Source organism: Pannonibacter sp., from assembly GCF_051860505.1.
Classification (GTDB): Bacteria; Pseudomonadota; Alphaproteobacteria; order Rhizobiales; family Stappiaceae; genus Pannonibacter.
In genome coordinates this window covers 29,218-51,216 of the sequence record NZ_JBHYDX010000022.1, presented here as the reverse complement: position 1 = coordinate 51,216, position 21,999 = coordinate 29,218, and the positions used below count along the sequence as shown (strand labels likewise).

The 21,999-nt window shown below is 65.5% G+C and carries 16 protein-coding genes; 11 read left to right on the top strand and 5 right to left on the bottom strand.

The window, feature by feature from the left end; genetic code table 11:
• Positions 1-146: 146 nt before the first annotated feature.
• The 9 genes from ACTIFE_RS15445 (at position 147) to cysG (ending at position 12,448) form a co-directional block, all read left to right on the top strand.
• The gene (locus tag ACTIFE_RS15445; RefSeq protein WP_439530054.1) at positions 147-728 is read left to right on the top strand and encodes an ANTAR domain-containing response regulator; all 582 of its coding nucleotides are present in this window, start codon (positions 147-149) and stop codon (positions 726-728) included.
• A 27-nt stretch (positions 729-755) separates the two neighbouring features.
• On the top strand, positions 756-2,018 hold the full coding sequence (locus ACTIFE_RS15440; protein ID WP_439530053.1) for a CmpA/NrtA family ABC transporter substrate-binding protein: 1,263 nt from the start codon (positions 756-758) through the stop codon (positions 2,016-2,018).
• Positions 2,019-2,354: 336 nt separating this feature from the next.
• Positions 2,355-3,650 (top strand): CmpA/NrtA family ABC transporter substrate-binding protein, encoded by a 1,296-nt coding sequence (locus ACTIFE_RS15435; RefSeq protein WP_439530052.1) that lies wholly within the window; start codon positions 2,355-2,357, stop codon positions 3,648-3,650.
• Positions 3,651-3,812: 162 nt separating this feature from the next.
• Positions 3,813-4,616, top strand: a complete 804-nt coding sequence (gene ntrB / locus ACTIFE_RS15430; protein WP_439530083.1) for a nitrate ABC transporter permease — start codon at positions 3,813-3,815, stop codon at positions 4,614-4,616.
• Positions 4,617-4,630: 14 nt separating this feature from the next.
• On the top strand, positions 4,631-5,431 hold the full coding sequence (locus tag ACTIFE_RS15425; RefSeq protein WP_439530051.1) for an ABC transporter ATP-binding protein: 801 nt from the start codon (positions 4,631-4,633) through the stop codon (positions 5,429-5,431).
• A 5-nt stretch (positions 5,432-5,436) separates the two neighbouring features.
• Positions 5,437-7,902, top strand: a complete 2,466-nt coding sequence (nirB, locus tag ACTIFE_RS15420) for a nitrite reductase large subunit NirB (protein WP_439530050.1) — start codon at positions 5,437-5,439, stop codon at positions 7,900-7,902.
• A gap of 5 nt (positions 7,903-7,907) precedes the next feature.
• On the top strand, positions 7,908-8,249 hold the full coding sequence (nirD, locus tag ACTIFE_RS15415; protein ID WP_439530082.1) for a nitrite reductase small subunit NirD: 342 nt from the start codon (positions 7,908-7,910) through the stop codon (positions 8,247-8,249).
• Complete coding sequence (locus ACTIFE_RS15410; protein WP_439530049.1) at positions 8,242-10,947, top strand: nitrate reductase; 2,706 nt, start codon at positions 8,242-8,244, stop codon at positions 10,945-10,947. The genes nirD and ACTIFE_RS15410 overlap by 8 nt, the downstream gene beginning before the upstream one ends.
• Positions 10,928-12,448, top strand: coding sequence for a siroheme synthase CysG (gene cysG / locus ACTIFE_RS15405; protein WP_439530048.1), 1,521 nt, complete (start codon positions 10,928-10,930; stop codon positions 12,446-12,448). The genes ACTIFE_RS15410 and cysG overlap by 20 nt, the downstream gene beginning before the upstream one ends.
• Before the next feature lie 10 nt (positions 12,449-12,458).
• Here the strand turns inward: cysG and ACTIFE_RS15400 are convergent, their stop codons facing one another.
• The 3 genes from ACTIFE_RS15400 to ACTIFE_RS15390 form a co-directional block, all read right to left on the bottom strand.
• Positions 12,459-13,532: a bifunctional transcriptional activator/DNA repair enzyme AdaA gene (locus ACTIFE_RS15400; RefSeq protein WP_439530047.1), complete on the bottom strand. Its 1,074-nt coding sequence runs from the start codon at positions 13,530-13,532 to the stop codon at positions 12,459-12,461.
• Between the two features lie 397 nt (positions 13,533-13,929).
• Positions 13,930-14,454, bottom strand: a complete 525-nt coding sequence (locus ACTIFE_RS15395; protein WP_439530046.1) for a tetratricopeptide repeat protein — start codon at positions 14,452-14,454, stop codon at positions 13,930-13,932.
• Between the two features lie 224 nt (positions 14,455-14,678).
• Complete coding sequence (locus ACTIFE_RS15390; protein WP_439530081.1) at positions 14,679-16,718, bottom strand: bifunctional aldolase/short-chain dehydrogenase; 2,040 nt, start codon at positions 16,716-16,718, stop codon at positions 14,679-14,681.
• 133 nt (positions 16,719-16,851) lie between these two features.
• Between ACTIFE_RS15390 and ACTIFE_RS15385 the strand changes: the two genes are divergently transcribed.
• Positions 16,852-17,817, top strand: coding sequence for a sugar-binding transcriptional regulator (locus ACTIFE_RS15385; protein WP_439530045.1), 966 nt, complete (start codon positions 16,852-16,854; stop codon positions 17,815-17,817).
• 150 nt (positions 17,818-17,967) lie between these two features.
• Here ACTIFE_RS15385 and mtnA read toward each other — a convergent pair whose 3' ends face one another.
• Together mtnA and mtnK are read right to left on the bottom strand one after the other, a co-directional pair.
• Positions 17,968-19,065 (bottom strand): S-methyl-5-thioribose-1-phosphate isomerase, encoded by a 1,098-nt coding sequence (gene mtnA, locus ACTIFE_RS15380; protein WP_439530044.1) that lies wholly within the window; start codon positions 19,063-19,065, stop codon positions 17,968-17,970.
• Complete coding sequence (gene mtnK / locus ACTIFE_RS15375) at positions 19,062-20,327, bottom strand: S-methyl-5-thioribose kinase (RefSeq protein ID WP_439530043.1); 1,266 nt, start codon at positions 20,325-20,327, stop codon at positions 19,062-19,064. The genes mtnA and mtnK overlap by 4 nt, the downstream gene beginning before the upstream one ends.
• 159 nt (positions 20,328-20,486) lie before the next feature.
• On the opposite strand from mtnK, the gene ACTIFE_RS15370 reads away from it, so the two are divergent.
• On the top strand, positions 20,487-21,998 hold the full coding sequence (locus ACTIFE_RS15370) for a sugar ABC transporter ATP-binding protein (protein WP_439530042.1): 1,512 nt from the start codon (positions 20,487-20,489) through the stop codon (positions 21,996-21,998).
• Position 21,999 lies beyond the last annotated feature (1 nt).

Below are 21,999 nucleotides of genomic sequence, written 5' to 3'. Positions count from 1 at the left end.
AAAGTGCGTCAAACGCCGCATCAATAGGCTCTGCCTCGGCGCCTTTGCAGTTACGCTGTAAAGGATCCAGGTGCTCCGCTCGCGAATGCCTAAAAAATGCGCATGCCTGATTGTTGCGCTGCATTTGCTGCGCCGCATAATGGGGTATGGACGCCCTTACTGTACTCGTGATCGATGAGAACAAGATCCGCGCCGCGATCATCGAGCGCGGATTGCGGGAGGCTGGGCACGAACGGGTCATTCTCGTCACGACCATGGACGGCTTGCTGCGCCGCATTCTGGATATCGATCCGGATGTCATCGTGATCGATCTGGAAAACCCCAACCGCGACCAACTCGAGCATTTGTTTCAGGTCTCCCGCGCAGCACAGCGGCCAATCGCGATGTTTGTTGATCGATCCGACAGCGGCATGCTGGAAGCGGCCGTCGATGCCGGGGTGTCGGCCTATGTGGTTGACGGCCTCAGACAGGAGCGGGTGAAGCCGATCCTCGACATGGCGATTGCCAGGTTCAATGCCTTCGCGCGGCTGCAGCGGGAACTGGCCGATGCGCGCAATGCGCTGGAAGAACGCAAGATCATCGAACGGGCCAAGGGTATCTTGATGCAGTCGCGCGGCTTGTCGGAGGCCGATGCCTTCGCCCTGCTGCGACAAACCGCAATGAACGAAAAGAAGAAGATGGCGGACATCGCCCAAAGCGTTGTCACTGCGGCCAGCTTGCTGCTGTGACCCGCCGCCGACAGGGAGCCTGAGGATATGAACGCAAGCCCCAAGACATCGAGCGGTGAACCCTTTGCAGCAGCGATCGGCCGGCGCGAGACGCGGCTGGTGCGGGCCGGTTTCATCCCGCTCGTCGATGCCTCGATCCTGATTGCGGCGTCCGAACTGGGGTTTGCCGCGCGTGAAGGGCTGCAACTCGATCTGGTGCGCGACGTGTCCTGGGCCAATGTTCGCGACCGGCTCGCCTTCCGTCAGTTCGACGCTGCGCATATGCTGGCGCCAATGCCGGTCGCAGCCCAGTTGGGCCTTGGCTCCAATCCCGCACCCGTGGTCACGCCGTTTACGCTCGGGCGTGGCGGCAACGCGATCACCCTGTCAGTCCGGATCTATGACGGGATGCGCCAGCAGACAGGCCTGTCCGATACGGCTGATGCGCTTGCCTGTGCGAAGGCCTTTGCGGCACTGGTTGCCAGCCGCAAGGAAGCCGGATTGCCTCCACTCACCCTCGGTGTGACCTATCCGTTTTCCTCGCATAATTACGAGTTTCGCTACTGGCTTGCGGCCGGCGGTGTCGATCCGGATCGGGATGTCCGGCTGGTTGTCGTCCCGCCGCCGATGACCACGGATGCGCTGGAGGCCGGGGCCATCGACGGTTTCTGTGTCGGTGCCCCCTGGAACATGATCGCCTGCGAGCGCGGCGTCGGGCGTATCGTTGCGGCGAAGCAGGACATCTGGCCGCTCGCGCCGGAAAAGGTCATTGGCCTGCGTCCGGACTACATCGAAGCCAACGAGGATACGGTCCTGCGACTGCTGCAAGCGCTGGACCGGTCCGCCCGCTGGTGCGCCGATCCAGGTCACCACGACGACCTTGCCCGGATCCTGGCGCTGCCGCAGCATCTTGCGGCGCCCGTTGCGATCCTGCGCCGGGTTCTGGCCGGCGAGTTCAGCCTGGATGACAAGGGCACCCTGCGCCGGATTGACGGATATTTCCTGTTTCATGGGCCGGGTGCCAACCGCCCGAGCCCCGGCCAGGTGCTGTGGATCTACAGTCAGATGATCCGCTGGGGCCAGGTGGCCCATTCCGCCGCCGGTGAAGCGCTGGCCATCTCGGCCTGCCGCAGTGATCTCTACGACAAGGCGTTGGGGCCAGGCGCTGAACAGCAGCTGGATCCGTCCCTGTTTGCCGCGACACGGTTCATGGACGACCTGGTGTTCGATCCGGCGAATGTCATGGCGCATGTCGAGGCCGCCGCCATTCGCAATCAGGGCCATTCCGCGACGGGGGAGGCGCCGGAGTAGCCCGCCTTACATTTGTGCAGCTGATTTGTTGCGATGCAATAGATGCACAATATTCCATCGGGTGAACCGGGGGTGGTGCAGCTCAAGTTCGCATATATCTTGAAAAATCATTTAAAATCAAAAATTTACTTCGTTTCACTCAGATTGGCATGGACGTTGCATCTATCAACATAGCTCCGGTCAACGAGGATCGGAGAAAACGGGCGCGGGGAACGCTCCCACCAATGACACCGACGTCGCTTGGTTTGCTGCCGGACACCGCAAGGAGGTTCGGCGCAGTCACCGGGCGGCGTTTTTTGTTTTCCAGACACCAGTTGCATCCAGAGGGAACAGATCATGACGACAACAGGTTCAGGAAACGGGTTCACCCGCCGCAGCTTGCTCAAGACCTCCGCCGCCGCAGCCCTGATCACCGCCATCCGCGCCAGTTTTCCATCGGGTGCCTTCGCCGCCGGGGCGGCACCCGAAGTGACAGGTCTCAAGCTGGGCTTCATTGCCCTGACCGATGCCGCTCCGCTTATTATCGCTAAGGAAAAGGGCATATTCGCCAAGTACGGCTTGCCCGACGTCGAGGTGCTGAAGCAGGCGTCCTGGGGCGCAACACGGGACAACATCGTTCTTGGCGGTGCTGCCAATGGCATTGACGGGGCACATATCCTGACGCCGATGCCCTATCTCATGCACACCGGCAAGGTGACGCAGAACAACGTGCCCGTGCCAATGGCGATCCTTGCGCGGCTCAATCTCGACAGTCAGGGCCTTTCCGTCGCGAAGGAATATGCAGGCTCCGGCGTTGGCCTCGATGCGGGGCCGCTGCGGGAGATTTTCGCGGCCAAGAAGGCCGCTGGCGGTGAGGTCAAGGTTGCGATGACCTTCCCGGGCGGGACGCATGACCTCTGGCTGCGTTACTGGCTGGCTGCCGGTGGCATCGATCCGGACAAGGACGTTTCGACCATCGTCGTGCCGCCGCCGCAGATGGTTGCCAACATGAAGGTCGGCACCATGGACGCCTTCTGCGTTGGCGAGCCTTGGAACGAACAACTGGTCAACCAGGGCATCGGCTTCACCGCTTGCACCACGGGTGAACTGTGGAAGGGCCACCCGGAAAAGGCACTCGGCGTCAGGGCTGACTGGGTCGAGGCGAACCCGAACGCTGCCAAGGCCTTGCTGATGGCCGTGATGGAAGCCCAGATCTGGGCTGACAGCATGGACAACAAGGAAGAGATGGCTGCGATCCTTGGCAAGCGCCAGTGGTTCAACGTGCCGGCCAAGGATGTGCTGGGCCGTCTCAAGGGCACGATCAATTACGGCAACGGCAAGGTGGTCGAGAACTCCGGCCTTGAAATGAAATTCTGGCAGGGCGCTGCCTCCTATCCCTTCAAGAGCCATGACACCTGGTTCCTCACCGAGAACATCCGTTGGGGCAAATTTGAACCCGATACGGACCTGAAAGCGCTCGTCAACGCCGTCAACCGCGAGGACATCTGGCGTGCGGCGGCAGCCGAGCTTGGCATATCTGACATTCCGGCCAGCGTCTCGCGCGGCAAGGAAGTCTTCTTCGATGGCAAGATCTTCGACCCGGAGGATCCCTCCGCTTATCTCGCCAGCCTCGCGATCAGCCGCCTGGCCTGAGCCGATCCTCATGCCGGGCGGCAGGTCCGCCCGGCACCCAGAAACCCGAAGGAGATCGGCATGTCCGTCGCAAAACTCAATCAAGTCTCTGCACCTTCGCCGGTCCGGTCCACCACCCCGGCGCGCATCCTTGCCTTCATGCCACGCCGCCCCTCGCAAGGGATGATTGCTGACGCACATCGCATTTTACGGGGTGTGATCGCGGATCTGTTGCCGCCGCTGCTCACGACGCTGGTGCTTCTGGCGATCTGGGAAGTGCTGTGTTCCAGCCCGACCGCCCCGCTGCCGCCGCCGTCGCGTGTGCTGACGGAGAGCTGGCAGATCATCGTTGATCCGTTCTACCGCGGGCAGGGCACCGACCAGGGCATGTTCTGGCAGATCCTCGCCTCGCTCCAGCGTGTGGCGGTTGGCTATACGCTCGCGGCTATCGCCGGTATCGCCCTTGGCGTGTTGCTCGGGCAGAGCCAGTGGGCCATGCGCGGGCTGGATCCGATCTTCCAGATCCTGCGCACGGTGCCGCCATTGGCCTGGCTGCCCCTGTCGCTGGCCGCCTTCCAGGATGGCGCGCCCTCGGCGATCTTCGTTATCTTCATCACCGCCATCTGGCCGGTGATCATCAACACCGCCGCCGGCGTGCGCAACATCCCGCAGGACTATCGCAATGTCGCGCGGGTGCTGCGCCTGGGGGGCATCGAGTATTTCGTCCGCATCATGTTGCCGGCTGCGGCGCCTTACATCTTCACCGGCCTCAGGATCGGCGTTGGCCTGTCATGGCTGGCGATTGTCGCGGCCGAAATGCTGATCGGCGGCGTCGGCATCGGCTTCTTCATCTGGGATGCGTGGAACTCGTCGCTGATCAGCGACATCATCGTCGCGCTGATCTACGTCGGCGTCGTCGGCTTTTTCCTCGACCGTCTCATTGCCCTTGCCGGACGGCTCGTCACGCGCGGCACGGCAACGGCCTGACCGGAGGATTGACCATGGCTCAGCAATATCTCGCCCTCGAATTCATTGACAAGTCCTTCGAACGTGGTGGCAGTCGCACGGAGGTCCTCTCGCAGGTGTCTCTTGGCGTTGCGAAAGGGGATTTCGTCTCCGTCATCGGCCATTCGGGCTGCGGCAAGTCGACCTTGCTCAACATCATCGCCGGGCTGACGCCAGCGACGTCCGGCGTCGTCTTTCTCGAAGGTCAGACGGTGGAGGCCCCTGGACCGGAACGTGCGGTCGTGTTCCAGAACCACAGCCTGCTGCCCTGGCTCACCGTTTACGAGAACGTGGCACTGGCCGTCAGCAAGGTGTTCCGGGGTGTCAAGTCCCGCGCCGAGCAGCAGGACTGGATCCTGCACAATCTTGACCTCGTGCAGATGGTCCATGCCCGCGACAAGCGCCCGGGGGAAATCTCCGGCGGCATGAAGCAGCGTGTCGGCATTGCCCGGGCGCTTGCCATGGAACCGAAGGTGCTGCTGCTGGACGAACCTTTCGGCGCGCTGGATGCTCTGACCCGGGCGCATCTGCAGGATGCGGTCATGGAGATCCATGCCCGGCTTGGCAACACGATGATCATGATCACCCATGATGTCGACGAGGCGGTGCTTCTGTCCGACCGCATCGTGATGATGACCAACGGTCCTGCCGCCCGCATCGGCGAAGTGCTGGACGTGCCGATTGCCCGCCCGCGCAACCGCATCGAGCTGGCCGGGGACCGCACCTACCTCAAGTGCCGCGAGGCCGTTCTGAAATTCCTCTACGAGCGGCATCGCTTCGTGGAAGCGGCGGAGTGATCCCCATGCGCCAGAAACTCGTCATCATCGGCAATGGCATGGCCCCGGGGCGGATGCTGGAGCATCTCCTCGAGCTTGCGCCCGATCTCTACGACATCACCATTTTCAACGCGGAGCCGCGCGTCAACTACGACCGGATCATGCTGTCGCCGGTCCTCTCGGGCGAAAAGTCCTTCGAGGACATCGTAATCCACGGGGATGGCTGGTACATCCGCAACGGCATTACCCTCTACAAGGGGCACCGGATCACCGCCATTGACCGTGCATCCCGGACTGTGATCTCCGATCAGGGCGCAACCGCCACCTATGACCGGCTGATCATCGCCACCGGTTCGGTTCCGTTCATCCTGCCCGTGCCGGGCGCGGACCTAAAAGGTGTCATCACCTACCGCGATCTCGATGATGTCGATGCCATGCTCCTGGCGGCGCAGTCGCGGGAGACCGCTGTCGTCATCGGCGGCGGGCTGCTGGGACTGGAAGCCGCAGCGGGTCTGAAAGCGCGCGGCATGGATGTGACCGTCCTGCATGTGATGCCGAGCCTGATGGAACGCCAGCTGGATCCGGCGGCCGGATATCTCCTGCAGCGCTCGCTCGAAGCGCGCGGCATCAAGGTGATGACCCGGGCCAACACTCAGGCGCTACTGCCCGATACACATGGCAAGGTCCGGGCCGTTGCCTTGCAGGACGGCACGGAAGTGCCCGCAACGCTTGTCGTCATGGCCGCCGGCATCCGCCCCAATGCGGCCCTCGGCCGCCTGGCCGGACTGGAGGTCAATCGCGGCATTGTCGTCGACGCCCGCATGCGCAGCAGCGATCCGGCGATCTATTCGCTGGGGGAATGCGCGGAAGTGGGCGGCCAGGTCTATGGTCTGGTTGCCCCGCTCTATGAGATGGCGCGCATTCTCGCCGCCGAACTTGCGCAGCCTGTAACCGGCTTGGAGCCGGCGCCCTTCGTGCACCAGGACACGCCGACGAAGCTGAAGGTCACCGGGATTGATCTCTTCTCGGTCGGTGACTTTGCCGATGGCGATGACCGGGAGGAAATCGTCCTGCGCGATGCCAGCGCAGGGGTCTACAAGCGCCTGATCCTGAAGGACAACCGGATCATCGGCTCGGTCCTGTTCGGTGACACCGGTGATGCGGCCTGGTTCACGGACCTGAAGAAAAAGGCGACGGATGTTGCGGATCTGCGCGAGACCCTGATCTTCGGCCAGGCCTATCAGGGAGGGGCCGTGCTGGACCCTACGGCGGCCGTTGCAGCGTTGGCGGATGATGCGGAAATCTGCGGCTGCAACGGCGTATGCAAGGGAACCATCGTCTCGGCCATCACCGCCAAGGGGCTGACCACGCTGGAGGAGGTCAGGGCGCATACCAAGGCCTCGGCCTCCTGCGGCAGTTGCACGGGCCTTGTCGAGAAGGTGATGCAGCTGACCCTTGGCGACCGGTTCCAGGCGCAGGCTGTGAAGCCGATGTGCGGCTGCACCACGCACAGCCATGATGACGTCCGGCGGCTGATCAAGGCCAGGCACCTGAAGTCGATCCCTGCCGTCATCCAGGAGCTTGGATGGTCCTCGTCCGGCGGCTGCGCCAAGTGCCGGCCGGCGCTCAACTACTATCTCGTGGCCGACTGGCCGGGCGAGTACGAGGACGACTATCAGTCGCGGTTCATCAATGAGCGCGTGCACGCCAACATCCAGAAGGATGGCACCTATTCCGTCGTGCCGCGCATGTGGGGCGGCATGACCTCGGCTGCCGAACTGCGCGCCATCGCCGATGTGGTCGACAAGTTCGAGATCCCGGCGGTCAAGGTCACCGGCGGCCAGCGCATCGACATGCTGGGTGTGAAGAAGGAGGACCTGCCTGCCGTCTGGGAGGATCTGGGCAAGGCCGGTTTCGTCTCGGGCCATGCCTATGCCAAGGGCCTGCGCACGGTGAAGACCTGTGTCGGGTCCGACTGGTGCCGCTTCGGTACGCAGGATTCCACCGGGCTCGGCATCCGGCTGGAAAAATTCCTCTGGGGCTCGTGGACCCCGGCCAAGGTGAAGCTCGCCGTATCCGGGTGTCCGCGCAACTGCGCCGAGGCCACCTGCAAGGACGTCGGCGTCATCTGCGTCGACAGCGGCTTCGAAATCCACTTCGCCGGTGCCGCCGGGTTGGACATCAAGGGCACCGATGTCCTGGGCCTTGTCCAGACCGAGGATGAGGCGCTGGAGACCATCACGGCGCTGATCCAGATGTACCGCGAGCAGGGCCACTACCTGGAACGCATCTACAAGTGGGCCAAGCGCATCGGCCATGACGAGGTGCGCCGCCAGATCATGGACGATGGCGACCGCCGCCGCGCCTATTTCGAGCGCTTCGTCCAGTCGCAGGCCTTCGCCCAGACCGACCCCTGGTCCGAGCGCGTCTCGGGCAAGGACAAGCATGAATTCCGGCCGATGGCCGTGCTCGGATTGGAGGCGGCCGAATGAACGCGATGACACGGGACTGGATCGAGATCGGCCTCCTCACCGATATCCCGAAGGAGGGCGCGCGCGTCGTGAAGACGCCGGCGGGATGCGTCGCCCTGTTCCGCACCGGCGACGACGAGGTCTTCGCGCTCGACGACCGGTGCCCGCACAAGGGCGGGCCGCTGAGCCAGGGCATTGTCCATGGCCGCTTCGTCACCTGTCCGCTGCACAACTGGGTGTTCGACCTTGCGACAGGTCTCGCCCAGGGCGCCGACGAGGGGGCTGTGGCCACCACGCCAGCGCGGGTTGAGGGCGGCCGTGTCTACCTGGCCCGGACGGTGCTCGCCCGGAGAGCAGCGGATGGCTGAAACGGTGACGCGCACCACCTGTCCCTATTGCGGCGTTGGCTGCGGTGTGTTGGCCAGCCGCCAGGCGGATGGCACGGTGCGCGTGGCCGGGGATCCGTCGCATCCGGCCAATTTTGGCCGGCTCTGCTCCAAGGGCTCGGCGCTTGCCGAAACCCTGTCGCTGGATGGACGTCTGCTTCATCCGGAAATCGGTGGCCGCCGGGCCAGCTGGGACATGGCGCTGGGTGTGGTGGCGCGGCGCTTCGCCGAAACCGTGGCAGAGTACGGGCCGGACAGCATCGCGCTCTACGGGTCCGGCCAGCTGCTGACCGAGGATTACTACGTCGCCAACAAGCTGATGAAAGGTTTCATCGGCACAGCCAACATCGACACCAATTCGCGCCTCTGCATGGCGTCATCGGTTGCCGGCCACCGGCGTGGCTTTGGCTCCGACACGGTGCCGGGATGCTACGAGGATCTGGAACTGGCCGAATTGGTCGTGCTGGTGGGCTCCAATCTGGCCTGGTGCCATCCGGTGCTGTTCCAGCGGCTGGAGGCGGTCCGTGCGGAGCGACCGGGCTTGCGCATTGTCACCATCGACCCGCGCCGCACCGCCACCAGCGAGATCGCCGACCTGCATCTCGGTTTGCGGCCCGATGGGGATGTGGCGCTGTTCGCCGGGCTGCTGCGCTATCTTGCCGAAGCCGGGCGGCTGGATGAGGCGTATCTGGCCCGGCACACTGGCGGGGCCGAGGCAGCCCTTGCGGCGGCGTCGGCCTGCGACATTGCCACCGTCGCCGCTGCTTCCGGTCTTGCCGCCGCCGATGTCGGTCGCTTCTACGAGCTGTTTACCCGCACAGACAAGGTCGTGACCGTCTACAGCCAGGGCGTCAACCAGTCCGTCTGCGGCACGGATAAGGTCAATGCCATCCTCAATGTCCATCTCGCCACAGGCCGGATTGGCAAGCCGGGCATGGGGCCGTTTTCCGTCACCGGCCAGCCCAATGCCATGGGCGGGCGCGAGGTGGGCGGTATGGCCAACATGCTGGCCGCCCATATGGATCTCGACAACCCGGTGCATCGGGTCATCGTGCAGTCCATCTGGGGCGCCCCACGCCTTGCGGCACGGCCAGGCTTGAAGGCTGTCGACCTGTTCGAGGCCATTCATGCGGGCCGCATCAAGGCTGTCTGGATCATGGGCACCAACCCGGTCGACAGCCTGCCGGATGCCGATAGGGTGGCCGAGGCACTCAGCCGTTGTCCCTTCGTCGTCGTGTCCGACGTCATCCGCGCCACCGACACCGCCCCATATGCCCACGTTCTGCTCCCGGCGGCTGCCTGGGGCGAGAAGGATGGCACGGTGACCAATTCCGAACGGCGCATCTCGCGCCAGCGTGCCTTTCTGCCGCTGCCGGGCGAGGCGCGGCCAGACTGGGCGATCCTGTCAGCGGTTGCCCGGCGCATGGGGCACAGTGCCGGCTTTGCCTATGACGGCCCGGCGGCGATCTTTTCGGAGCACGCCCGGCTCTCCGGCACCGGCAACCAGGGCAGCCGGGATTTCGACATCAGCGCCCATGCTGGCATTTCGGCCGAGGCCTATGATGCCCTTGATCCCTTCCTCTGGCCACAGCCGGCCGGGACAACTGGTGTGGCAGGGCAGGGCGGGCGCCAGTTCGCAAACGGCGGCTTCTTCACGCCTGATGGCCGGGCGCGGCTTGTGGCCGTGACGCCGCCAGTCCCGGCGGCGGCAACCTCGGACTGTCTTATTCTCAACACCGGCCGCATCCGCGACCAGTGGCACACCATGACCCGGACTGGCCGCACCGGACGGCTGTTCGCGCATATCGCGGAGCCCTTTGCCGAGATCCATCCCGGCGATGCCCGAGCGCTGGGCATTGAGGCGGCGGACCTCGTGGTGCTGGACAACGCGCAGGGCGAGGCGGTCCTTCGCGCAGTCGTGACCGACCGGGTGCGCCCCGGCGAGGTCTTTGCGCCCATGCACTGGACCTCACTGTTTTCCGCAAGGTCGCGCATTGACGTGCTCGTGTCCGCCGCAACGGATCCCTATTCCGGTCAGCCGGGCCTGAAGCGCAGCACGGTCGGTCTGCGCCGTCTGGAGGCAAGCTGGTATGGCTTTGCGGTTCTCGCCGGCGTACCCGCTCACCTGCCATTTGCCTACTGGGCCATTGCTCCCCTCGGAACTGGCCGCCGCGACGATGGTCAACGGCTGGAGTTTGCTGCGATCGACGACGCTGAGCCCGAGGCGCTGGCCGCCGAGGTGTTGCAGCGCTGCGGCCATGGGACGGAGAGCCTCTCGTTCCAGTCGCGCGGCGATGGCCTTTACCGGGCGATGGCCTTCCTGGACGGGCGGCTCGTCGGCGCGGTGTTCCTGGCACGCCAGCCTGTTGCCGTCTCGCGCAGTTGGGCGTGCGGCCTGCTGGGCCTGTCAGCGCCGACGCCGGGCACCCGCTGGAAACTACTGGCCGGGCGCCCGGCGGCTGACCAGCCGGACAAGGGCGCCATCGTCTGTTCGTGTTTTCAGGTTGGGGCCAACGAGATCCGCGGGGCTGTTGCCGCCGGGATCACGACCGTCTCCGGGATCGGCGCCAGCCTCAGTGCGGGCAGCAACTGCGGCTCGTGCCGGTCCGAAATCGCCCGGCTGATTGCCGATATTGTGGAACAGCAAGAGGAGGCATCGCATGTTGCCCGTTCAGCCTGAAATGCGCGGTCCGTCGCCTCGTCCTCGTCCCGCTCGGATGGATCCTCTGGCCGTCCTGCCCGTCTTTCTGCCGCTCGCAGGTCGCAAGGTGGTTCTCGCCGGCGGCGGCGAGCCGGCGGCCTGGAAGGCCGAACTGCTGCTGGCCACCGGTGCGGAGCTGCATCTGCTTGCCTCTGATCCTTGCCCGGATCTGGCCGACCTCATTGCAGATCCCGCGCTGGCTCCGCGCATCCGTCATTCTGCAAGGGACTGGACGCCCGCCGATCTGGACGGCGCGGCCCTGGCGGTCGCCGAGGTTGCAGAGGATGCGGAGGCCGCAGCCTTTGTGGCTGCGGCGCGGGCAGCCGGCGTTCCGGTCAATGTCATCGACCGGCCAGAGTTCTGCCAGTTCCAGTTCGGTGGCATCGTCAACCGCTCACCGCTGGTGGTGGGCATTTCCACCGACGGGGCCGCGCCCGTGCTGGGGCAGGCGGTGCGTCAGCGCATCGAGACGCTGTTGCCGCGCAGCCTGTCGGCCTGGACAGGCTTTGCCGGGCGCATCCGGGGCCATGTCGCCGCCACGCTGGGCCAGATACGCCAGCGCCGCCAGTTCTGGCAGCGCTTTTCTGATCTCGCCTTTGCCGCAACCGCTGCGCCGTCAGGGGAGGTCGAGGCAGATGCACCTGCCTTTGTTTCCCATCTGGCAGCCGGGACGTCGACCGTCGGCGAGGTGACACTGGTGGGGGCGGGGCCGGGCGATGCCGGGCTTCTGACGCTCGCCGCGATGCGGGCGCTGCAGGCGGCAGATGTGATCCTCTTCGATGACCTCGTCAGTGCCGAGGTGCTGGAACTCGCCCGCCGGGAAGCAAAGCGTCTCCTGGTCGGCAAGCGCGGCGGACGCGAGAGCTGCGCGCAAGGTGACATCAACGACCTGATGGTCTCGCTTGCCCGCCAGGGCCGCAAGGTGGTGCGGTTGAAGTCGGGCGATCCAATGGTCTTCGGCCGGGCGGGCGAGGAAATCGGCCGGCTGGAGGCGGAAGGCATTCCCGTCCATGTGGTGCCGGGCATCACGGCCGCCTCGGCCATGGCGGCGCGGCTCAAGGTTTCGCTGACCCACCGCGATCACGCCCAGACCCTGCGTCTGATGACGGCGCATTCCCGGTCCGGCGGCCTGCCCGGGACGCTGGATCTCAATGCGCTGTCCAGCGAGGCGGCGACGACAGTCTTCTACATGGGCCGGCGCATGGCCGACAGCCTGCGGACGCGCCTACTTGCCGAAGGCGTCCGCCCGGATCTGCCTGTCGTCGCCCATGCCAATGTCAGCCGGCCAGATGAACAGGTCTGGACGGGAGAGCTTCGTAACCTCACCAGCGAAGCGATGGCCGCCTTTGGTGACGCGCCGGTGCTGATCGGTCTTGGGTCGGTCTTCGGCAGGGTGGCGGCGGGGCTTGGCCAGTTTTCCACGCCTCTTCCCGGCGCCCCTTCTGGGAGTAGCACGGAGCTCCAGCTCAAGGCTGGCTAAGCCGTGGGCGTCAGGTCGGTGCACTCCTGGAATTGCTTCTCAGCTGCCGTTCGATCTCGATCAGGCGCTGCTTGCGCCAGAGACCGCCGCCATATCCGGTCAAGGCGCCATCGGCGCCGATGACACGGTGACAGGGGACCATCAAGGCGATCTGGTTGGCACCATTGGCACGGGCCACGGCGCGTGTTGCCGAGGGGCGTCCGATCTTCCGCGCGATGTCGGAATAGCTGCGCGTCTCGCCCACCGGGATCTCGCGCAGGGCGTCCCAGACCTGCCGGGTGAAGTCGCTTGCGGTGAGTGCCAGCGGCGTCGCGAACCGGCCGGAGCGGGCTGCAAAATAGTCGGCGAGTTCGCTCGCTGCCTGTTCCGACGGCGGCAGGGCGCCTATGCCTATTCCTTCCTTTGAACCGGCCTGCAACCGTTTCAGCTCTGCAGGCAGCCCCTTGCGATCAACAAACTCCAGAAGGTGCAGATGGGTGCGGCTGCTGACTGCAATCATGTCGCCGAGCGGTGTCGCAATCCAGGTCGCGCGCAGAAGCCGGTCGGCGCGCAGGTCCGCAGGCGCGCAACCCAGCAGGCGCGCGAATGCCGCGCGAAAGGCGCTGGCCGACGAGAAGCTCGCCTCGTGCTGCGCCGCGATCACCTTGCCGCCCTCCGCAAGCGTTTCGAACCCTTCCCGCAGGCGGCGTTGACGGGCCATTTCCAGGAACGTCATGCCGAACTGCCGCTTGAAACTGCGCCGGACGGTGGAGAGGTCAAAGCCGAGTTGTTCCACATGGCTTTCCGACCAGCGCAAGTCCGGCCGTTCGTCCAGCGCGGTCAGCAGGGCGGCAATGGCCGGGTCGGCAAGGGCTGCTGCCTGAAGCGGATGGCAGCGCTTGCAGGGCCGGAAACCGGCCTCGATGCAGGCGCCAATCGTCGGATGGAAGCTGCAGTTTTCCCGTTTCGGCTTGCGCGCCGGACAAGTCAGGCGGCAGAAGACACCGGTCGATGACACGCACACGAAGGCCTGGCCGTCATAACGGACATCCCGGGCGAGCAGGGCAGCGTAAAGGGTGTCGTGGTCAGGCAGGTCGAACAACATGCCTCAGCTTCTACATCGCCCTCGCGTGCTGCAACGCCGATTTTCGGGCGTCTATTTCTTTTTGTCGGCAAGGGTGCCGGCGAGGCTCCGAAGGTGAACTTGAGCCGGTATCATCGTCAGTCCAAGAATGATCGACCTAGCTGCCTGCCGAAGCACCGTTTGGGTCTGCGGACAGTTTAAGGTTGCGCAGCAACTCGTCTGCGAACATCTGCACGGCCAGGCCCCGGCTGCGCCGGTCGCGGATCGGCAGACAGGTCAGCACGCCCGCGGACCCTTCACGCTCCACCAGATCAATCTGGCAAGAGGCGCTTCGCTTGGCCAGGGATGACGGAGGGGCGGTCTATGGGCAATCTTGGTGAGTGCACCGCCGGTGTCCTCCCTTCATCGTTCTGCCGTGTCAGCCGCCGGCGGTCGCGACCGTCTCCGACAGCGACTGGTAGCTGTCACAGGTGGTGCCGCAACGGGCTGCGATTTCGGAGAGTTGTGCCCTTGCGCCGGCCAGGTCTCGCATCTCCACCAGCGCTTCGCCCATGTACTCGCGCACAAGCACGTCGTCCGGATCGATGCGTAGCGCTTCGCGGTAGTAGCCAAGACCGACGAGAACCCGGCCGAGCTTGCGGTTGGCGTAGCCGAGATAGTTCAGGACGCGCGTGTCATCCTTGTCATCGGCCAGCGACAGGATGATGATCGCTTCCTCGTAGCGTCCGGCCAGCGCCAGATCGCGGCCAGCTTCATAGACGGAATCCTGATCCAGACCCGACTGTGCCCTGATGCATTTGCCGGTCTTCTTGTCCCAGATCTCGCCCTTCTTGCAGGTCTGCACGGTCGGGCTCGGCTCACTGCCACCACCGCCGCCGTCTCCAGCCGCCATCGCCAGACCGGACCCTGCCAGGACCAGCCCGAGGCCGCCTACCACTGCCATCGCTATCGCTCGCATCTTCCGCTCCCCTCGCTCTGTCCATCCGGCTTGCGCCACATCGGAAGCACTCTAGCGCGAGGTCTTGCAACGCCTTGTGACGCGCGGCACAGGGGGCGATCACAGCTGCGGGAGCAACAAAGTGGAGCAGGAAAGCCGGCTCGGCGGTCGTCTATCGGATCCCGCATGACGCTGCTTTTGCCACGCGGGATCGACATGAGCGTGGGACCTTACCGCAGCGCTGCTTCGATGTTGCCGCCGTCGACGGTCATCACATGCGCGGTGGTGCGTTCGGAGCGGGCAAGCGCCAGGAAGGCCTCGCCGACATGCACGGCCTCGACTTCCTTGCGCAGCAGGTTGCCGCCCATGTAGCTCGCCTCGTCCACGTTGCGGGCGGAGGAGCGGGCCGCGATCATCTCCGGGGTCAGCAGGCCTGAGCGGATGCGGTCGGCGTTGATGCCGTTGACGCGGATGCCTTCGCCGCCCAGTTCCAGCGCCAGCTGGCGCAGGAGGAAGAAGGTCGCCGCCTTGGGCAGGCCGTAGGCGGCAAAGCCCTTGCCCGGATTGACCGCCTGTTTGGAGACGTTGAACAGGATCTGGCCGCCGCGTCCCTGGCGCCGGAACACGGCCACGGCTGCCTGCGCAAAGGCCTGATGGGCAAAGAAGTTCAGCTCGAAGCTCGCCCGCAGGGTTTCATCGGCCAGCGTTGCCACGTCCCCCGTCATGGCCGCACCGGCGTTGGAGATGAGGATGTCGAGGCCGCCGAAGCGGGCGAGGCAAGCCTCTACCGCGCTGGCTGCCGCGCCCTTAGCCGTGATGTCGCAGGCGTGGCCGGCATGGTCGCGGCTGAGGCTGGCGAGGGCTGTGTCGAGCGCCGCCTGATCCCGGTCAACCAGGAACAGCGTTGCCCCGGCTGCTGCAAAGACCTTGGCGGTGGCCAGGCCGATGGCGCCGGCGCCGCCCGTCACCAGCACGACCTGCCCCTGCAGCGCGGGCTTGGCGCCCTTGCCGAGCTTGGCCTGTTCCAGCGACCAGTATTCCATGTCGAACAGGTCTGCCTCGCGGATCGGATGGAACCCGCCGCGGGCCTCGCCATCCGCCATGACGCGCAGGGTCTGCTCGCCGATGTCGGCAGCAATGCGCGCCGCCGTTGCGTTCGCGCCCATGCCGACAAGGCCGACGCCTTCAATCCAGGCAAGGTTCGGCACCGGCGACAGCATGGTCTTGGCCCCGCCGAAGCGCGGCGCATTGCGCTCGAAATAGGCGATGTAGTCGGCCACGAACCGGTCCACCACCGCGCTGATCGCCTCCGGCCCCCGCGCGACGTCGGCGCGGGTGAGATGCACTGGGTGGCCCTTGGTGCGGATCACGTGATCCGGGGTGGCAACGCCGCGCGTGGCCAGTGACGCCAGGTCCTTGCGCTGCAGGAAGTCCAGCACCGCGTCGCCGTCGCGCAGGTCGAAGACCGACATCGCCGCGCCCTCGGGCAGGTGGCGGGCGATGGCGCCGCGCAGCGTGGCAAGCGTCTCGGCGACGCTGGCCGTCTGCGGCCGGGCCACGGCCACCAGCTTGCCCGGGCGGCGGCTGGCCAGCCACTCTTCCACCCGGTTGGTGTGCTCGATGATCTTGTCATAGGAGGCCTTGGCTGATGGCCCCCAGGCGAAATGGCCGTGGTTGACGAGCAGCAGTCCCTCGATCCCCGGATGGGCCTCATAGGTCTCGGCCGCCAGCTTGGCGAGGGCGAAGCCCGGCATGACATAGGGCACCAGCGCCAGCTTGCTGCCGAAGATCTCGCGGGTCGCTTCCGCCACTTCCGGCAGGTTGGCGAGCGTCAGGAAGGCGGTGGCGTGGGTGTGGTCGACATAGGTGTGCGGGATGTAGGCGTGCAGCAGCGTTTCCACCGACGGATTGGGTGCAGTCGAATCCATCAGGTTGGAGCGCTGGATGTTGACCATGTCCTCATCGGACAGGGCCGCCAGTTCGCGCAGCCGCATCAGCGGGGCCATGCGCACGGCCGGCAGGCCTGCAGCCTTGATTGTCTCCAGATCCCAGCCCGAACCCTTGATATGGATGACGTCCAGCTCCTCGCCGAAAATGTCGCGCGCCTTCAGCTTGACCGAGGTGTTGCCACCGCCATGCATGACCAGATCCGGGTCCATGCCGATGAGACGGGAGGTGTAAACGCGCAGCGCCAGTTCACGCGCAGCCGGGTCCCGACCGGCCGCATCCTGAAATGCCGCCGCTTCGCTGTCTTGCCACCGGTTTGCGATCATTCCTATCCTCCCGTACATGATCCCCGCGCAAGCGTCGGTCTCTTGGCACGCGGCGCAGGGATCAGCTTGATCTTCGGCAGCTTTTATACAAAAGTCAGAACATGCTGTCATAAATAAAATGGTGGGGCGAATGGCGGGTGTGAAGCGGCGGACGACGGGACAGATCAGCGGCGAGAACGTGGTGATCGAGGTGGCCTGGATGTATTACCACGAGGGCCTGAACCAGAAGGAGATCGCCGACCGGCTGGGCATCTCGCGCGCCACCGTCGTCAACTACCTGCAGGACGCGCGCGAGCGCGGCATCATCCGCATCTCGCTCAATTCCGATGCCTTCACGCGGCACCGGCTCGCCGTCGATCTCTGCAGCCGCTTCGGCCTGACCGCGGCCTATGTCATCCCTGACGAGGGCGCGGATGACGAGACCACCTTCCAGCGCGTCGTGCGCGGGGCGGCGGAATGGCTGCCAAAGCTGCTGGAAAAGGGCGACCGGCTCGGCGTTGCCTGGGGCCGCACCATCTATGAACTGGCGCAGGTGAGCGATGACACCCGCATCGAGGATCTGACGGTCCTGCAGCTCGTCGGCTCGATGGCGACGCCCTATGGCTTCACGGCGGAAGCCTGCTCGACGCGGCTGGCGCAGCGCCTCGGCGCGCTCTGCCTCAACCTGCATGCGCCGGCCGTTCTCACCAATGGCGACATCGCGGCGCAGCTGCGGGCCGAGCCGATCATCCGCGACCAGCTGGCGCGCCTGCTCACCTGCAACAAGTTTCTCTATTCCGTTGGCACCTGCGAGCCCTCCAGCCATATCGTCGGGTCCGGCGTGGCAACACTCACGGAACTGGACTGGTACATCGCGCAAGGGGCGACGGCGGTGCTGTGCGGCCGCTTCATCGATGCGGACGGCAAGCCCATTCCAGGTCCGCTCGACGCCCGCGTCATCGGCATTCCGGTCAACCGGCTCGCGGGACTGGACATGGGCATCCTGGTCACCCCCGGCCTCGACAAGGTCGCCGCCACCCGCGCCGCCATCCGCGGCGGCTACGCCACCCACATCGTTACCAGCGTCGGGGTCGCGGAGGCGTTGCTGGCGGAGTAGGGGAAGCCCGCCCGCGTTAGTCCGGTCATGCTGAGCGTCCGCGAAGTGCGTGCGCTCCACTCGCCTCGCCTTCGTCGGAAGGAGACACGCGGCACTGCATTTCCCACCGCGCTGTCCCGGCACAAGGCCGGGACAGAGTGGAGATCTACTTCAGCGCCGGCCCGCCCGGTCCGGGAACATGGCCGCCAGGCCTTCCGTGGTGGCCGGGCAGATGCCGCGTTCGGTGATAAGCCCGGTGACGAGTTCGGCCGGCGTCACGTCGAAGGCCGGGTTGCGGGCCGGGGTGCCGGTCGGCGAGATCTGCACCGACAGGATGCGTCCGTCCGCGCTGCGGCCCTGCACATGGGTCACTTCCGCGCCGCTGCGCTCCTCGATCGGGATCTCCTTCACGCCGTCGACGACGGTCCAGTCGATGGTCGGGGAGGGCAGGGCGACGTAGAAGGGCACGCCATTGGCCTTGGCCGCCAGCGCCTTCAGATAGGTGCCGATCTTGTTGCAGACGTCGCCGCGCGCCGTGGTGCGGTCGGTGCCGACGATGACGAGATCGACCTCGCCATGCTGCATCAAGTGGCCGCCGGCGTTGTCGACGATGAGGTCATGCGACACGCCGTGGCTGTTCAGTTCCCAGCTGGTCAGCTGGGCGCCCTGGTTGCGCGGCCGCGTCTCGTCGACGAAGACATGGATGTCGATGCCGTCCTCGACCGCGTGATAGATCGGCGAGGTGGCGGTGCCCCAGTCCACCGTCGCCGGCCAGCCGGCGTTGCAATGGGTGAGCACGTTGACGCGCCTGCCGCCTTTCCGGCGCGAGATGTCGCGGATGATCTCGAGCCCGTTGAGGCCGATCTGCCGGTTCATCTCCACGTCCTCGTCGCTGATCTCGGCCGCGCGGGCAAAGGCGGCCGCAGCACGGGCGGCCGGGCTCAGCGGCTTCAGCACCTTCATCATCTCGTCCAGCGCCCAGCGCAGGTTGATGGCGGTCGGACGGGTCTCGTTGAGAATGTCGTAGGTCTCGCCAAGCGAAGCGTCTGACGGATCCGCCGCCATGTGGACCGCGACGCCATAGGCCGCCGTGGCGCCGATCAGCGGCGCGCCGCGCACCCACATGTCGCGGATGGCAACGGCGAATTCGGCCCGGTTGGTCAGCGGCACGATCCTGAGGTCATGCGGCAGCCAGCGCTGGTCGATGATGCGGATCTCGCCCGACGGCTCGCGCCAGATCGAGCGGTAATGGATGCCGTCGATTTTCATAGGTAGTCCTCTCCGTTGATCTTGCGCGCCAGATCCAGAACCTCGGCCATGGAGGTGATCTCTGCCCGGCCGACGGCCAGCGCGCGGCCGAGCATCAGGCCCCGCGCCTCGCAGGCGGCGCGCAGCGCTTCGTCCTCGATGCGGTCATATTCGGCAATGTGGGCGAGCCCCAGCGTGCGGCGGTGTATCTCGATGCCGCAGAAGCCCAGCGTGTCGCGCCAGATGGCGGCCAGCCGCTCCAGACGCGCCTTCTCGGCGGCAAGTCCGTGGCCCTGATCTTCGAACAGGCTCGCCGGATACAGCATGCCGCTGCGCTCCGTCCGCCACAGCCGGGTGAACTCGGCGCTGAAATGGGCCCAGATCGCGTCGACGACGGACAGGATCCACTCCTTGTACTGTGCGCGGGCGCCGGGGGCCTCGGCGTGGCCTTCTTGGGCGAAATAGGCCATCAGGAAGTTGGCGATCAGCATGCCGATGTCGAAACCCATCGGGCCATAAGTGGCAAACTCCGGATCGATCACCCGGGTCTCGCTGTCCGAAACCATCACCGAGCCGGTGTGCAGGTCGCCATGCAGCAGCGTCTCGGCGTTGTTGGCAAAGGCCATCTTGAGATGCTGCGCGGTGATCTTCAGATCCGTGTCGGCCCTGAGCATGGCCACCACCGGATCCAGCGCCGGGGTGTGGCGGTTGAGCGGGGCGGCGAAATAGGGATCGGAGAAGACGAGGTTCTCGGTGATGTCGCAGAGCTCGACATTGCCGGCAAACAGCGCCAGATCCGCCTTGCGCCGGGCGGTCGGCATCGACAGGTCCGACCCACGGAACAGGGTGCGGGCGCAGAATTCGCCCAGCACCTTGCCGAGATCAGGATGCGTCCGCCCTTCCATCAGGCTCTTGCGCAGGATGACGTGCGGGGTCAGGAACTCCATCACGATCAGCGCCTGCGCCTCGTCGAAATGATAGATCTCCGGCACGCTGCCGGGATCGCGTTCCGCCTGACGGATCAGGGCGTTATACTCGAAAAAGGCGCGCTTCAGCGGCAGCGGCCAGCTTTCCCCGACGAGGCGCACGTAAGGCAGCGCCTGCTTGACGATCAGGCTGCCGTCCGGTCCGTCGATGATGAAGACGAGGTTCAGGTTGCCGTCACCGACTTCCCGCACGGACCACCGTGCCGGATCGCCCGTGCGCTCGCGGATGGCGGGAATGCTGCCCAGCCGGTCGGCGAGGGTCGCTGGCTCCAGGGCCTTGTAGGTGCTGTCCGTCACAGGTCTCCTCCCTTGTGCGACTTGCGCTATGTACCATTGCGGCGTGCCGCTTGAGTGTTTGATGCGATGCAGGAAATCGGCTTCTAATGCAATTGTCAAATCATATTGACATATGAAAGCTTCCGGACGTAGCCTGTTCCCAGTGGAGGAGAATACACTGTGAGTGATCAGGCAATCCGCCTGGCTGGCCTGTGCAAAGCATTTGGCCGGAACCAGGTGCTGCGCGGGGTCGATCTGGACCTGTCCGGTGGACAGGTAACCGTTCTGATGGGAGCGAACGGGGCCGGAAAATCGACGCTCGTGAAGATCTTGTGCGGGGTGCATGCGGCCGACAGCGGCAGCGTGACCCTGGCTGGCCAGCCTTTCAAGCCCGAGACGCCGTCCGAGGCGCTCAGGGCCGGTATCGTCACGGTCCACCAGAACATCAATGACGGCGTCGTGCCGGATCTCGATGTGGCCTCCAACCTGTTGCTGGATGGTCTGGCAAGCGGTGGCGGCGTCTTCCTGAATGGCCGCAAGATGCGGGCCCGGGCGCGCGAGATCGCTGCCGCCGTCGGTCTCACCATTGACGTCAGCCGTCCGGTCGCCGGCCTGTCACTGGCGGACCGGCAGCTGGTTTCCATCGCCCGCGCCATGGCGCATCAGCCGCGCCTTCTGATCCTGGACGAGCCGACATCGTCGCTGTCCGCCGCCGAGGCCTCGCGGCTGTTCGATCTCATCGACAGCCTGCGCGCCCGGGGCGTTGCCATTCTTTACATCTCGCATCGCATGTCGGACATCCGACGCCTCGCCGACCGGATCGTTTCGATGCGCGATGGCCGCATTTCCGGTGTCTTTGAAGGTCCGGAACTCGACTATTCCGGCGCCGTGCGGGCAATGCTCGGTCACGAGATCACCGAGGTCGATATCACCATCCCGCAACCCGGTCTGCCTGTGCTCGAGGTGCGCGATCTGGTGCTGCGGCCTGGAGCAAGACCGTTCTCCCTGACCTGCCATGCCAATGAGGTCGTGGCGATCACAGGTCTGGTCGGCGCTGGAAAATCGGAGTTTGCCTCCGTGCTGTTCGGCACCGGCGCGGCAGTCTCCGGCGAGGTCCGGCTGGATGGCAAGCCGCATCGCCCGGCAAGTCCGCGCGCGGCCATCGATGCCGGTGTGTTCCTGTCGCCCAAGGACCGGCCGGTCAACGCGGTCGTTGCCGACTTCGACATCCTGCGCAATCTGACGCTGCCGTTCCTGAAGCGCCACAGCACGGCCCAGTTCGTGCGCGGCGCGTCCGAGCTTGCCACGACGTGGCGGATGATTTCCGAGATGGGCGTCGTCTGCCAGTCGCCCACCGACGGCATCGGCACCCTGTCGGGCGGCAACCAGCAGAAGGTGATGGTTGCCCGCTGGATGGCCGAGGCCTCGCGGCTCCTGCTGCTCGATGAGCCGTTCCAGGGCGTCGACATCCAGGCACGGCGCGACATCGGTCACAAGATCCGCGAAACGGCGGCCACCCGCGCCACCGTTGTCTTCGTCGCCGAACTGGACGAGGCGCTGGAGATTGCCGACCGGGTGCTGGTGATGAGTGAACATTCCATCGTTGGCGAACACCGCAACGAAAACATCGACGTCTCCGCGATCATGGCCCAGGTGGTCGATGCATCGCCCCAGAGCGCAGCAGGACAGTAAG

Excerpts from the sequence above, each read along its gene's own strand:
- cysG (WP_439530048.1), top strand. The coding sequence starts at position 10,928 with ATGTTGCCCGTTCAGCCTGAAATGCGCGGTCCGTCGCCTCGTCCTCGT.
- ACTIFE_RS15435 (WP_439530052.1), top strand. The coding sequence starts at position 2,355 with ATGACGACAACAGGTTCAGGAAACGGGTTCACCCGCCGCAGCTTGCTC.
- mtnA (WP_439530044.1), bottom strand. The coding sequence starts at position 19,065 with ATGAAAATCGACGGCATCCATTACCGCTCGATCTGGCGCGAGCCGTCG.
- nirB (WP_439530050.1), top strand. The coding sequence starts at position 5,437 with ATGCGCCAGAAACTCGTCATCATCGGCAATGGCATGGCCCCGGGGCGG.
- ntrB (WP_439530083.1), top strand. The coding sequence starts at position 3,813 with ATGATTGCTGACGCACATCGCATTTTACGGGGTGTGATCGCGGATCTG.
- ACTIFE_RS15445 (WP_439530054.1), top strand. The coding sequence starts at position 147 with ATGGACGCCCTTACTGTACTCGTGATCGATGAGAACAAGATCCGCGCC.
- ACTIFE_RS15400 (WP_439530047.1), bottom strand. The coding sequence starts at position 13,532 with ATGTTGTTCGACCTGCCTGACCACGACACCCTTTACGCTGCCCTGCTC.
- nirD (WP_439530082.1), top strand. The coding sequence starts at position 7,908 with ATGACACGGGACTGGATCGAGATCGGCCTCCTCACCGATATCCCGAAG.
- ACTIFE_RS15395 (WP_439530046.1), bottom strand. The coding sequence starts at position 14,454 with ATGGCAGTGGTAGGCGGCCTCGGGCTGGTCCTGGCAGGGTCCGGTCTG.
- ACTIFE_RS15385 (WP_439530045.1), top strand. The coding sequence starts at position 16,852 with ATGGCGGGTGTGAAGCGGCGGACGACGGGACAGATCAGCGGCGAGAAC.
- ACTIFE_RS15410 (WP_439530049.1), top strand. The coding sequence starts at position 8,242 with ATGGCTGAAACGGTGACGCGCACCACCTGTCCCTATTGCGGCGTTGGC.
- ACTIFE_RS15440 (WP_439530053.1), top strand. The coding sequence starts at position 756 with ATGAACGCAAGCCCCAAGACATCGAGCGGTGAACCCTTTGCAGCAGCG.
- ACTIFE_RS15425 (WP_439530051.1), top strand. The coding sequence starts at position 4,631 with ATGGCTCAGCAATATCTCGCCCTCGAATTCATTGACAAGTCCTTCGAA.